Here is a 13050-nt window from a genome sequence, read left to right on the forward strand (position 1 = left end):
GCCACGATTAACCTCCCCGCCTTGCTTGTGTTAAAATAACTGTATTATTTTTATCCATAATATTTTAGGACATTCAATCCTTATGAACTTTAAAGAATTTCAGGCTTCACTTAAACAACCAACGCCACCGGCCGGTTTATCAGACGCTCTTAAAGCCTTATGGCTGGACGCTAATCAGCAATGGGAAGAAGCTCACGAAGTCATTCGTGACAATACCGACCAGCCTTCCGCTTGGGTGCATGCCTATTTGCACCACGTAGAAGGCGTGTTATGGAACGCCGATTATTGGTACGGCCGCGCCAAGAAGAAACGCCCTAACTGCAGCACTCAAGATGAATGGCAGCAAATCGTGCAGACTTTGACTTCGTAAAGTGGTGATACAATTCTAAGTAAAGATGTAATCTAGAGCGTATTATCAATTATGCCAGCCAAATAACTGCTGATACGAAATCAACATCGACTGGTAGTGTTTCGCCAGTCGTTCGTATCTCGTCGCTATCCGACAAAATTGCTTCAATTTCTGGAAAAACGCTCTACCAAGTTACGATCTTTGTGGATATTTCGGTTCAACGGCCTCGGTTATTAGCTGATCCTTTTTGATGGAATGACTGCTTCAGCCCCAATATCCTGAATGCGCTCAACAAACGCATCTGAAACATACACCTTATCAGCCAAGACTTGGCCAGGTATAAACCCTTCCAATAGTGCCTCTACTTGACCGTATTCAGAGGCTTGTTCCCGGTTAACAGTAAGCGCACAAGACTCCCAAAGCATCCACGGCTGCATGGATTTTGGTTGTCAGTCCAGCTCTGAATTTTCCCATCGTTTCGACTGTCTTGCGCTGTTTTTTGCTGCCCCGTGCTGATGAACACGAACGATGCTGCCGTCGACCATGAGCTACAAAATCAGTCTCTTCTGATAACGATTCCATTACCTAAGCCCGCCATATCTCATCAGCAGATACCTCAAATGCATCAAGGTATCTAATGATGAAAAATATCTCAAATGAGAAAGCACCCTAGAGAATGGTCAAAATACCAGCTTTGAAACGCTAGTCCGTATCGCCATGGTATTAAGGTCGAGTTAAAGAACTAGAGGCGCTATTTCAGCCCAAAGTCGACAGCTTAGATGATCTTATGCGCTATGAAGCGAGCGCTAAGCGGCAGCGCATTAAACAGAAAACTAAGCAGTAAGCCGCTGGCGTTGAGCAACTCAATTGATCTTCAGCCTAATATTCAAAAAATACACCCTGACGGTTTTGTGCCAGCACACCGACCAATACGGCTTCGCCCGTAGAGAGCGTTCTACTTACCGCCAGCTTTTGAATGGGTTTAAAAGCCATCTTTTAGTACCTCCTCAATAGAGGTGGGCATACTTTTATTAGGCGCGGGAGTTTGTGTTAGCTCGTATAGGCGTTTGAGATCGTCTAAGCACTGCCAGATGAGCAGTAATTGGCGAAATGAGATAATCCCGGTGAGTTCAAATTTTTTGATGGTCGATGCAGGCACGCAACTACGTTCAGCCAAGGCATCTCTGGACAGCTTGGCTTGTTCGCGTAAAGCACGCAAATGCGCCGCAAAAGCACGTTGCACATCCGTATCGTCAATGAGTAAAAAGCGAGTCATAAATCACCAAGATTAGATACCATAGTATCTATTATAGCTCTTTTGGCTCCATAACGGACACTATGGTACCCAACACTTACTTTAGCTTAAGCTTGAGCTTACGCAGAAACAGCACATATACAAAGGTGTAAAACACCACGTCAGCGATCAGTAAATGCTTCAAAAAGTACCCGTACTGTTGCACATCGGCAGTAAAAAACAGCAGGCCTACCCCTTTCGCCAGCACTAATGAGCTAACAAAGCCTGCGCCAATAGAGCCTGTAAAGAGCAATAAGAAAAGCCAAATCAGAGCAAGAACGGGTGACACGCCGACCTTAACTAAATGTTGGGGGCTTAGGTTTTTTAATTTAGCTATAAAACTCATCATTTATCCAACCGCCAATTTAGCTGCTTGCTGCCACATAAAGGGCGGCATGGGTGTTTTTAGCTGCCAAGTAATACTCATCGGCTGGCTGCCGGTGTGGGAGACATAATCCACTTCGCCAAAATTTACAAAACCCATGGTAGCGCCGTATTCATCTTTGCTTTGCTCGCGCACAAACAGAAATAGTCGTTTGCCAGTTTCTTGGTGCTGAATGTAGCTTAAGCCTTTACCCCGATCTGGACGCGCGCTGTTCTGGGATTGCCAGTGAAACAGCTGCTCATTAATGGCGTAGTCGTGATACATGGTGGTGGGTGAAAACTGCTTTTCATTCTTATTGAGCGTAACAAATAGCAGCTCAATATTTTCCTCTGCAATCACTAACACGCCTTCTCGCGCCGGTTTCTGATAGTCAAAGGTTGTTGCACCAAAACCGACCAATATCTGCTCTCGCGTATAGCGCGCATGACCTTTTAACGGGTTTAATGACAGGTTAGCTAAATTGAATTGTTCGTGATGAATGCGGTTAATAAGCAAACTAAGTAGATCAAGCAGTTCAATCTTTAGCTGAGGATGGTCCAGTGCTTTAAGGCTCTGTGCCAGCGTCTTAAAGCCCAGTTCTGTTCCTGTTTTTTGCCAAAAGTCATAATGGCACATCACTGCATGACGATCGTCCATCTGCTCAGTTAACGTGAAATCGTTAGCTGCAAGACCGTGTAGAAACTGTAGATAGCTAAAACAATCACAACTTAGTAGCTTAGTCTTAATCGCACGCTCGTATGCCTTGAGCACAGTTTCATCGACTTTTTCCATCACCTCGCTGGCATTCGCTTGAGCGACTAAGCTGGTCCAACTGCCTCTTTTATAGATATCTTCCAGCTTTAAATTAGGATGCATCTTTAAGAAGTTGGTCAGCGTTAATGGCAAGTCTGAATGAGAGGGAAACTGGCGGATAAAGCCGATTAAACGATTTAAGTTCACCGTCGCTTTGCGGATGTTGCTCAGCACCATCTCTTGAGTACGCTTAGATAACTCGATGCGACAGCCTAATGGAGCATGCGGGAAGCCTTGCTTAATTTCATCGCTAATGGCGCGATTGGTTTTACCTACTAAGGCTCTAAATTTTTCGACAAAGTCATACTCAGGCCGCGAGTTACCCACAAAGTCTAAAACGGTGCAGCACTCTTTACCGTCAGACAGTCGCAAACCTCGACCCAATTGTTGCAGGAAAATGGTCAGACTCTCGGTGGGTCGCAAGAACAATAATGTATCCACTTCTGGGATATCGACACCTTCGTTAAAGATATCCACCACAAACAACACATTGATTTGGCCAGAACGCAGTGCTTGCTGCTTCTGCTGACGCTCAGCACTGTTGTCGCTGGTTAAGATGTCGCTGTTGATACCTTTCAGCAGAAACTGCTTACACATAAAATCCGCGTGCGCACGGCTCACACAAAATGCCAACGCCTTAATACCGCTGATATCAGTCACGATCTCTTGCAGGCTCTGCACTATCTTATTCACTCGCGCATGGTTGTGAGTGTACAAGTTAGTAAGCTGGGCAATGTCATAACGACCGCGGTTCCAAGGGATGCTGCGCAAGTCCGTATCATCGTCCACCGCAAAATATTGAAACGGACATAAATGGCGACGATTAATGGCTTCAGGCAGTCGAATCTCAGCCGCTATCACGCCACCAAAGTCAGCCAGAATATCACTGCCATCGTGACGCTCAGGTGTCGCAGTTAGCCCTAACAAAATCTGCGGCGCAAAGAATTCAAGCACCGCTCGATAGCTGCTTGCTGCAATGTGATGCACTTCATCAATCACAATGTAGTCGTAGTAATCCGCCGATAAAGACAGGTCTTCGAGCTGATTATTAAGCGTTTGAATAGAAGCAAATAGCTGGCGATAGTGCTCAGGCTTTGAACCGCCTACCCACAACTCACCAAAGTTGCCATTGCGTAATACGCCGCGATACGAGGCTTGAGCTTGTTGGAGAATTTCTTGACGATGAGCAACAAACAGAAATTTTGCATCCGGTTTCTTACGCAGAAAGCGGGCAAAGTCGAAGGCTGAGATTAAGGTTTTACCGGTACCTGTGGCTGCCACCACTAGGTTTCTGAACCGCCGATGTAAATCACGTTCAACGGCTAACTGTTCTAAGATTTCCTGCTGATGCGGGAAGGGTTTTAAGTCGAAAAAATAAGTGCTGGTAGCTGCATAACCACCGCGTGCTTCGCGCAACGCCGTGTTGAGCTTGGTCTTACTTTCTATCTCGCCATCAAACACTTCAAAATCATTCGAGGCCCAGTACGTTTCAAAGGTGCTCAAGGATTTTTCAATAATGTGCGGGATTTCTTGGGAGGTGATCTTTAGGTTCCACTCCAAACCGCTAGTCAGGGCTGAGTGCGATAAATTTGAAGAGCCAATATAGCCGGTATGAAATTTGGTATCGCGCAGAAACAGATAGCTTTTAGCATGTAACCGCTCGCGCTGAGTGTTATAGCTGAGCTTGATTTCGGTATTAGGCAGTGCGGCTAAAAACTCCACGGCTTTAGCATCCGTTGCGCCCATATAAGAAGTGGTGATGACTTTTAGCTGACGGCCACTGCGGGTAAATTCTTCCAGTTCTTTACGAAAAATGCGAATGCCGGTCCACTTAATGAAAGACACCAGCCAGTAGATTTTATCGGAGGAAAGTATTTCACGCTTGAGCTCTGTTTCTAATGACAGCCCCCCGTTGCTGCCACAAAACAGCTCACTTTGCGTCAGGCCCGTTAATGGGAAGATATCTTCTACATATTTTTTAAGATCGGCCGCCACTGGGTTTTCTAGCTCATATAAAGCGGTTAAAATTTTACCTTGGTTATCGAGCAGGTTTTCTTCAAAAAAGTCGGGATCGTTAAGCTGCGTTTTCAGCCAAAGTAACAGTTGGTTGGCAAACTCAATTTGTTGCTCTAAACGGTTATCGTCATTGGGGATAGAATCGACTACGTGTTTTAAGATACGACTGAAAAAATTAGATAACCAAGTCGATGCTTCAGTCGTTTCTAAGATCCGTTCGCCCACATAAAACTTATCGCGGTTTAAACGTGAAGATACCAGCTGAGTGATCAGCTGTTCGTAAATACCAATTTGCTGCATCTATTTGATCCCTGGACTTGCTCGACTCCGATTAATGCAAACTATGTTACCAGGCAATGCTCTGCTTGTGGCCGCTATGCTGGCAACTTGCAGCCTAAGGCAGAATGAAGGGATCTGCTCAGCCGACCCTCTGCGCCAAGGATGGCGCGGCGGAGCCTACATGGATGTATTTACGGCGTGTCGGAGGAGTAGGCCCTTTATTCGGCTATTCACAAGTAACACCACACCATAGCTCTGTATATTGAGAGAGCAAGATGCGAGATCCTGACTTACGTCAGGAAGACGGCATAAGGGACAACCCCCAAAACCACTCATTGCCATGGGTAGACAAGACCAAACAGACATCGCCAAGCAATAGCTTTGCTGCACCAGAACCTGCTGCGCAGGTTTTCGGCGCTCAAAGCGCGCGACTACCGCCAAGCAACAGCTTTGCTGCACTATGTCGATATCGGCGTGGTTATTTGGTGGTCGTATTTGGTGTATTGGAATGAACTTGTGCATGGGATGGCGCTTCGCGGCTAAAGCGCGGGATTACAAGAGCTAACCGACGACTCCGATGCTAAGAGAAAAGGCTTCTGGGATAACCTCAGCCGACCATCACATGACAGGACGTCATGTGCTGAGCGTCGCATGGATGCAGTTTAGCGAGTCGGAGGAGGCTACCCAGTTGCCTCTTGGTACCCAAGATCTGAAAACAGCATTCTTTATTCCGGATCTGTACACCAGAACCTGCGTGGCCGGTTTTCGCGGCTAAAGCGCGCGACTACATTCGAGCAATAGGCTGATATCGGCGCAGCTGTGGGCTCGTCCACTTCACTCTTTACCCCTTACTCCTCACCGGTTTTCTTCAACATTCAGCATTAGTCCTTAAACGCCGCTCGTGCAGCAGCTGCCACTGGATTGATCAGCGGCACGTCAAATTGACTCTGTAGCCGTGCTGCCGCCGCCGACAGTGGCCCGCCGCCAAGGATAATGGCCTGCGCCCCGTCCATCATAGACTCGCGAATGGCGGCACTTAATGCGGCATCTAATAATTCTGTGCTCGCCAGTAGCAGTTGTGCATCGCCCTCTGTCACGCGCGCGCCGCAGTACTGGTCACTTAAGCCGAGCGCTTGAGTTTGGTCATCAAATGAGGCCAATAAGTCGGCATCGGGTGTGATGGTCACTATGCCAAAACGATCATATAAAGCCGCGGCCTCCAGTAAGGCGCTCTCACCTATGCCCAATACCGGCATCGATACCTGCGCACGCAACTCTAACAAACCGGGATCACTAAAGGCCGCGATGATAATGGCGCCGGTTTTTTCTAAATCCGTCAGCGCTTGTGCGGCTTGCAGCCCCAAGGCCAACACGCCTTGCTCTGCGAGCTGCATATCCGCAGGGGTAGCCAGTAAGGTTGGCGCTTGCGTATTAGTTTTGCCGGTCACGCGCACGTTTGGCCCCAACACGTTTTGCGCCTGCTCCACCATGGCGGCGGTGGCATCACTATTACCATTGGGGTTAATCAAGATCAGATGTTTAATGGTGAGCTCCTCAAGGATGAGCATTAAAAGATTAAAGTAGAAACAGCGCCAGGCGCCTAGCTAAATCTAAAGAGCCACTGACCAAGACTACTGATAAGAGCTATTTTTTGCCACGGAATCCACTGAATCCACGGACGCAGTTCACGTGCGAAAAGGGACTAACATATTAAATGGTAAGGGCTCGTTTGCTGATAGCTTGGCTGTTTGGCTCTTAACCATTAATAGTCTTATCTTGGCTTTGGCACTGTCAGATCTGATCCCTATTTTTCCTTCACTTTTCCGTGCCTTCCGTGGCAAATAGGTTTTAGTTTTTAATCCCTAATACTTAGAGCGAGATCCTGAAACGAGTTCAGGATGACGGCATAAAAATAAACACCGCTCTTTGTTTAGCTTGGTGCTGGGCGCCGGGCGCTCGGCGCTGCCTTTCACTTTCAGATCTGATCACTATTTTTCTGTGCTTATCGTAAATAGAGAGTCGTGTTCTTCCGTTGCAAATGGGTCTTAGTCCCTAATACCTAAATCGAGATCCTGACGTGCGTCAGGATGACGGCATAAAAATAAACACTGCTCTTTGTTTAGCTTGGTGCTGGGCGCCGGGCGCTCGGCGCTGCCTTTCACTTTCAGATCTGATCTCTATTTTTCTGTGTTCTTCTGTGTTCTTCCGTTGCAAATGGGTTTTAGTTACTAAGACCTAAATCGAGATCCTGATTTTCAACCGGATGACGGCATAAAAATAAACACAGCTCTTTGTTTAGCTTGGTGCTGGGCGCCGGGCGCTCGGCGCTATCATTTAATCTTTCATTTGCTCATTACTGCCTTGGCCAACTTTGGCTTGGTATTGCTCAAATACCTGAGTTTTCTCGTCCAGCGGCAGATGCGTGGTTTCTATACCTTGGCTACCGAAGTCACGCTGCATACGCTCATATAAATATTCGGTCGACCAGCCGTAGCCCTCACCTACATCGTCATCGGCGCAATACACCAACTTAGACACGCCCGCTTGGATCATCGCCGCCATGCACATGGCGCAAGGCTTGCCGCTGGCATACATAGTGCTGCCGGCAAAAGAGGTGGTTTTATGCTGCTTGCCCGCGTTACGAATGGCCTGAATTTCTGCGTGAGCAGTGGCATCGTGATCGATATAGCTTTCGTTGACGCCATCCGCCAACACCACGCCATCTCGCACTAACAGCGCACCAAACGGCTGGCCGCCACGCACTACGTTATCGCGCGCCAGCTCTATGGTAGTTTTAATAAAATCTAAGTCTGACATATTTACTTCACTCCATAAAATACAGACTCCGGCGATGAACGCCGCAGTTATAATTGTTATAAGTTCATTAAAATCAAATTGTTAAGATGATAAGCAACTGAACTTTATAGTCAACCGAGTTAAACCGCCTTATATGACAGAGCGCAATAAAAAACCCTCCTAACGGAGGGTCTGTTTATCAACTATAACATTTGAAAAATACGCATGATTTAGCTCGCGATTTTCATGTGGTGCAGTCAACCTCAATGATTAAATTTATCTCAGGCATCAGCAAAAATATGCTTAAGCATAACGCCTTTATCTTCAATAGGCTCTAGCTGTAATTGAGCTTCAATTTCGTTGAGATGGCTAATCATTAGCGCTCCCGCCTGCTCTACTTCATGATTAGCAATCGCTTCTAACAATGCATGATGTTCACTGCATGACAAACCGCCATGACCACTATTGCCTTTACCCGCGCCTTGATAGAGCGCCACTATGAGTGATGAACGCGGAATAATTTCATGCAGAAAAGAGGTCAGCACCGGCTTATTTGCCAGCTTGCCAATCAATAGATGAAATTCACCCGATAAACGAATACGTAAACTTTGATCGCCCCGCTCCATCGCCTGGTGTTCCTGCTCAAGGTGTTCCTGCAGCAGTTTTTTCTCGCGTGCCGTACACTTGCTTGCCAACTCACGCACCAGCTCGGCTTCAATTAAACGACGTGCTTGAAAAATATCACGAGCCTCTTCCGGTGATGGTTCGGCTACAAAGGCTCCACTATTGGGAACCAGATTCACTAATTTATGATAAGACAATTGCAACAATAGCTTACGCACAAACCCACGGCTCAAACCGAACGCCTCACTTAACTCATCTTCCTTCAAGCGAGTACCAGGCAGCAGTTTGTGGGCCACTATTGCTTCCCAAATACGTTGATAAACTTTATCCAGCTCTGTGTTTTTATTATTCATGGCGCTACCTTGATATAAATAGCAAATTTTTGGCCAACAACCCTGTCACGCTCGCTGACAGAATACACGACCAGCATTACACATTTGTCAAAAAAACAACAAACTTAGATTATCACAAGGTAAGATTGTGAACAATAATAGTATCTTTCGTTAAAGATAAAGGGCCGCAGCCCTTTCTTTAATGCTCAGTCAGTGTTTAGGGCACATTTTCTTAAACTCGTGCTCCGGTAATCTTGACCAAAATACTGTAAAAAATGCCGCCCAGGGCTGCACCAATTAACCATCCATAACCGTTAAGGTCGGCTAGGCTGGGGAGTAATACGGTCGAAATAGAGAACGTTGCCGCCATGGCAAAGGCCAGCAGTGCCTTGACATTCCAACCGCCCCGATAATAGTAGGCCCCTGTTGGAGCAGACGAAAATAGCTGCTCCATATCCAGCTGCTGACGTTTTACCAAATAGTAATCCACCACTATGATGCCGTAGAAAGGCGCCACAATAGCCCCTAATGCGTTAACAAAGCCGGGAATGCCAATCTGACTGATAAATGAGACCCAAAAAGCACCTACAAAAAAGGCAATAATGGCCGTGATCAAGCCCCCGATTCTGAAACTGATTACTCTCGGAAATAGGTTGGCCAGATCATAGGCAGGCGGTATAAAGTTGGCCACTAGGTTGATGCCCACGGTGGCAGCAAAGAAGGTCAGCGCCGCAACTATGGTCAGTGGCAGTGAGTCTACCCGCTCGATAATATCAGCCGGATTAGTCAACGCCTCCCCGAATAAGACTAGGGTACCGGCAGTAATCATCAAGGCGATAAAAGAGAAGAATGCGACGTTAAGTGGCAGGCCCAGCAGGTTGCCTATTTTCATTTCTCGTTCGCTACGCACGAAGCGAGTAAAGTCCCCGAAGTTGATCACCACGGCTGCAAAGTAAGCCACCATAGTACCGACAATGGCACTGAACGCCGCCAGATCGCTCCCTTCCGTGGTACCCGCACTGCTGAAAATAGTACTGACTGCGGGTAGCAACTGATCACCGGCCTTTACCCAGACAATGACCATCAACACCACCATCACCAGATAGACCAGAGGACCTGCCAGGTTGAGAAATATCTTTATCTTGTCGATGCCCTGCCAGAACAGCAAAATCTGAAACAACCATACAATAACAAACGACAACCAAGCCGTTGCCGACATGCCGAGGAAACCGGCGCCCTCACTCGGCCCCCACAAGGCGGTCAGCAACAAGGTAACGGCCGTCGAGGCAAAATAGGTTTGTACGCCGTACCAGAAAATACCTACGATGGCGCGCAGCAGCGCCGGAAAGTTCGCCCCCCTAACTCCCATGCTGGAACGAATGAGCACGGGAAAGGGAATACCGTATTTCACGCTGGGCTTACCGGTCAGGTTCACCAGTATCATTACAATAAAACCGGCCAAAATAATGGCGGCCATCACCGCCCAGCCATTCAGGCCGTAGGTCAAAAATAGCGATGCGGCCAAGCTGTAGCCGAACAAACTCTGAATATCATTGGACCAAACGTTAAAAATTTCAAACCAGCCCCAACTGCGGTCTTTATGCTTAATGGGAGCTAAATCTTTGTTATATAAAGAAGGATCTCGGCTTTTTACTTCGAGTAGGCGATCATCCATATCGTTATTCCTTATTTAGGGTCTGCTAACCTTTCACGGTTAAATTGCGCTCGGGAGAAACGCGTTGTGACTGCGTTGTCGCGCCTGTATGCGGAGCGACTCCCAGCACCAACTGCGTTTTAGTATAAAATCCCTGCCAATTGCTGCAGAAATAATCTCGAAAGGTAAACAGATGCTGAAAAAAAGGGGGTCCGTTGACCGGACCCCTCCTGGATTAATAACGGAAGCGTTGGCAGGGCTTCCAATACTGCATCAGCAGATAATAAATAATACCGGCGGGTAATAGACTGGCGTACAAAGATACAGAGACGAACGTTAATGCTACGCAAGCCCCAACCACTACCGCAATCACAGCGCCATAGTTGATACCTTTATAGGGACCGTTTTCGTCATAAAGCTTATCTAAGTCCAGTTTACGGCGACGTAGAATAAAGTAATCCACCACCATAACGGCAAAGATGGGGCCTAAGAATGCAGAGTACGTTTGCACGAAAAGCTGTAAACCTGCTGCCGAGTCTTCCTGTACTAATTTCCAAGGGAAGGTACAAAAAGCTAATAAACCAACCAAAATGGTCGAGGTGCGAAACTTCAGTTTAAACACATCCATTAAGATATAGGTCGGTGGAATAACGTTATTAAGGACGTTGGTGGTGACTTGGGCGAAGGCAATAAATAACAGAGTGATAACGAGCAATGGCGTGTTATCAACTGCACTAGAGAAAACCTGAATGGGATCAGATATACCCGTAGCGCCGGACACCATCAATCCAATTAATCCCATAAAAATAGTACAAGGCAGAATAGCCATGGAGTAAATCACCGTTAACCAACCCGGCTTAGTACCTTCTTTTAGCTCACGAGAGTAATCGCTGACATTCAACATCATGGTGCTATAAACACCCAAGAACAGCATAGTAGCCCCCCAAAATGGTAAACCCCAAGAGCCTTCAACATTTACCAAGTTAGTCGTTATCTCATCACCAAATTTATTTACTACGCTGTAAAACATATAAACTAGCGCCACTAAAATAAAGCCACTGCCTATATTTTCTAGCCATTTAATACCCTGAAAACCGAGGATAGACAGGCCAATCTGCAGGAACTGGAATACCACGAAAAACAGTACTAGATTATCGAAACCAAATAAGGCGGCTGAAGCTGCGTTCAATGCCCCAGCACCTATCCAACTTTGAAAGCCATACCATACGATAGCCGGTACTGCTCGCACCATTCCTGGAAAACGGGTACCAACAAAGCCAAATGAACTCCTCGCTTGTACCATAAAAGGAATGCCGTACTTGTAGCCTGCAGCCCCGTTCAACGCCAGAGCGATACCAATACTAAAACAACCGATCGTGATCGCGATGCAAGCTTGTAGCAAGTTGAGCGTACCAACAATACTCGACCCCATAGTAAAGGTGCCAATTGATACACAACCACCAAACCAAGCTAGAAAATAAGACACTCTACCCATAATTCTATTTTTCTGGGGAGCAAGTGACTCCTCGCCTGCCTTCTTCTCATGACTGCCAGCCACATTGGCTGATTTTGCGTTACCGCTTTGCATGGGAATGGCGGCACTATTGCTTATATTCTGAGTAGCCATAGTTAAATCCTCGGTATTCCGTTACTCGGGGCGCTAAGTTCCCCGTCATCTGCCGGCCACTATGAGCCGTGCAGTGCTCATGTTATCGCCTCAGGCGATGTTGAGTTGGCGCCCTTGGGGAGCCATTTCTGGTCGTGGCCAGCTGAAGGTTAATACCTTGCTGGTACCCAGCTTCATATCCACCATGGCCTCGCACAGCTTGACCGCTGCTACTGTGCCATCGATCACCGGTATGCCAATTTGCTGTTCGATATACTCCCGATACTGAGACATACCCGCACAACCCAGCACTATGGCTTCGGCGTGGTCTTCTTTAATCGCTAACAGGCATTCGGCAATCACTTTTGCGATCGCAGTTTCTGGTGAGGTAGCTAAATCCAATACCTTCATCGGTGTGGTACGGATATTTTTGCACTGCTCGCTAAAGCCATAGCGATTGACCAAGTGCTCGGTCATGAAACGCACTCTAGGCGCCGTGGTCACTATAGTGAAATAGGCACCGCTCATCACCGCCATGTGAAAAGCCGCTTCGGCAATACCCAGCACCGGTTTATCGGTTAGCTCCCGAGCGGCATACAGCCCAGGGTCTCCGAAACAAGCTAGCACATAGGCGTCGATATTCTCTTCGCGATCACCTTTGATAATTTCTTCCAGCACGCCGGGCACCGACAGGGCTTCATCGTAAAAGCTTTCGATAGACGCTGGGCCACTGGCTGGGTTTACCGCGAAAATCTCGGTATCTGGGCGAGACACAGTATCCGCCAATTTCTGCAGGGCATCGGTAAACGACTGAGTGGTATTCGGGTTAATAATCTTGATTCGCATCGGGCTGTCCTTGTTTACGAAAGAGCGCGGTTATTGTTAACGATTTAAATGTAGCTTAATCGTTAACAATAAACTAT

General features: G+C 47.2%; 11 protein-coding genes. 2 read left to right on the plus strand and 9 right to left on the minus strand.

Annotated features, from left to right (window positions below; translation table 11 throughout):
• The first annotated feature begins 82 nt into the window (after positions 1 to 82).
• Complete coding sequence (locus tag CBP31_RS06160; RefSeq protein WP_087035495.1) at positions 83 to 370, plus strand: hypothetical protein; 288 nt, start codon at positions 83 to 85, stop codon at positions 368 to 370.
• Between the two features lie 961 nt (positions 371 to 1331).
• On the opposite strand, the gene CBP31_RS06175 is transcribed toward CBP31_RS06160, so the two are convergent.
• The 3 genes from CBP31_RS06175 to CBP31_RS06185 form a co-directional block, all read right to left on the minus strand.
• Complete coding sequence (locus tag CBP31_RS06175) at positions 1332 to 1625, minus strand: helix-turn-helix domain-containing protein (protein WP_087035499.1); 294 nt, start codon at positions 1623 to 1625, stop codon at positions 1332 to 1334.
• A gap of 76 nt (positions 1626 to 1701) precedes the next feature.
• Positions 1702 to 1992 carry a hypothetical protein gene (locus CBP31_RS06180; RefSeq protein ID WP_087035501.1) on the minus strand — a complete coding sequence of 97 codons (291 nt, stop codon included), beginning with the start codon at positions 1990 to 1992 and terminating at the stop codon, positions 1702 to 1704.
• Positions 1993 to 5136, minus strand: coding sequence for a DUF3427 domain-containing protein (locus tag CBP31_RS06185; RefSeq protein ID WP_087035503.1), 3144 nt, complete (start codon positions 5134 to 5136; stop codon positions 1993 to 1995). It lies immediately after the preceding gene.
• Positions 5137 to 5496: 360 nt separating this feature from the next.
• On the opposite strand from CBP31_RS06185, the gene CBP31_RS15595 reads away from it, so the two are divergent.
• Positions 5497 to 5658, plus strand: a complete 162-nt coding sequence (locus tag CBP31_RS15595; protein ID WP_161492509.1) for a hypothetical protein — start codon at positions 5497 to 5499, stop codon at positions 5656 to 5658.
• A gap of 338 nt (positions 5659 to 5996) precedes the next feature.
• Here the strand turns inward: CBP31_RS15595 and CBP31_RS06195 are convergent, their stop codons facing one another.
• The 6 genes from CBP31_RS06195 to CBP31_RS06220 all read right to left on the minus strand — a co-directional run bounded on the left by CBP31_RS06195 (position 5997) and on the right by CBP31_RS06220 (position 12973).
• A complete protein-coding gene (locus CBP31_RS06195) occupies positions 5997 to 6683 on the minus strand; it encodes an aspartate/glutamate racemase family protein (RefSeq protein WP_087035507.1) in 687 nt (228 codons plus the stop codon).
• Between the two features lie 766 nt (positions 6684 to 7449).
• A complete protein-coding gene (locus CBP31_RS06200) occupies positions 7450 to 7932 on the minus strand; it encodes a nucleoside deaminase (protein ID WP_087035509.1) in 483 nt (160 codons plus the stop codon).
• A 260-nt stretch (positions 7933 to 8192) separates the two neighbouring features.
• A complete protein-coding gene (locus CBP31_RS06205; protein ID WP_087035511.1) occupies positions 8193 to 8888 on the minus strand; it encodes a GntR family transcriptional regulator in 696 nt (231 codons plus the stop codon).
• Positions 8889 to 9099: 211 nt separating this feature from the next.
• A complete protein-coding gene (locus CBP31_RS06210; RefSeq protein ID WP_087035512.1) occupies positions 9100 to 10542 on the minus strand; it encodes an NCS1 family nucleobase:cation symporter-1 in 1443 nt (480 codons plus the stop codon).
• Between the two features lie 214 nt (positions 10543 to 10756).
• Positions 10757 to 12148 carry an NCS1 family transporter gene (locus tag CBP31_RS06215; protein ID WP_087035514.1) on the minus strand — a complete coding sequence of 464 codons (1392 nt, stop codon included), beginning with the start codon at positions 12146 to 12148 and terminating at the stop codon, positions 10757 to 10759.
• A gap of 90 nt (positions 12149 to 12238) precedes the next feature.
• Positions 12239 to 12973, minus strand: coding sequence for an aspartate/glutamate racemase family protein (locus CBP31_RS06220; protein WP_087035516.1), 735 nt, complete (start codon positions 12971 to 12973; stop codon positions 12239 to 12241).
• Positions 12974 to 13050 lie beyond the last annotated feature (77 nt).

The sequence above is a fragment of the Oceanisphaera profunda genome (genome assembly GCF_002157895.1).
Taxonomy (GTDB): Bacteria; Pseudomonadota; Gammaproteobacteria; order Enterobacterales; family Aeromonadaceae; genus Oceanimonas; species Oceanimonas profunda.

Coding starts and splice junctions, on each gene's coding strand:
- CBP31_RS06185 (WP_087035503.1), bottom strand. CDS start 5,136: ATGCAGCAAATTGGTATTTACGAACAGCTGATCACTCAGCTGGTATCT.
- CBP31_RS06160 (WP_087035495.1), top strand. CDS start 83: ATGAACTTTAAAGAATTTCAGGCTTCACTTAAACAACCAACGCCACCG.
- CBP31_RS06215 (WP_087035514.1), bottom strand. CDS start 12,148: ATGGCTACTCAGAATATAAGCAATAGTGCCGCCATTCCCATGCAAAGC.
- CBP31_RS06220 (WP_087035516.1), bottom strand. CDS start 12,973: ATGCGAATCAAGATTATTAACCCGAATACCACTCAGTCGTTTACCGAT.
- CBP31_RS06205 (WP_087035511.1), bottom strand. CDS start 8,888: ATGAATAATAAAAACACAGAGCTGGATAAAGTTTATCAACGTATTTGG.
- CBP31_RS06195 (WP_087035507.1), bottom strand. CDS start 6,683: ATGCTCATCCTTGAGGAGCTCACCATTAAACATCTGATCTTGATTAAC.
- CBP31_RS06180 (WP_087035501.1), bottom strand. CDS start 1,992: ATGATGAGTTTTATAGCTAAATTAAAAAACCTAAGCCCCCAACATTTA.
- CBP31_RS06210 (WP_087035512.1), bottom strand. CDS start 10,542: ATGGATGATCGCCTACTCGAAGTAAAAAGCCGAGATCCTTCTTTATAT.
- CBP31_RS06200 (WP_087035509.1), bottom strand. CDS start 7,932: ATGTCAGACTTAGATTTTATTAAAACTACCATAGAGCTGGCGCGCGAT.
- CBP31_RS06175 (WP_087035499.1), bottom strand. CDS start 1,625: ATGACTCGCTTTTTACTCATTGACGATACGGATGTGCAACGTGCTTTT.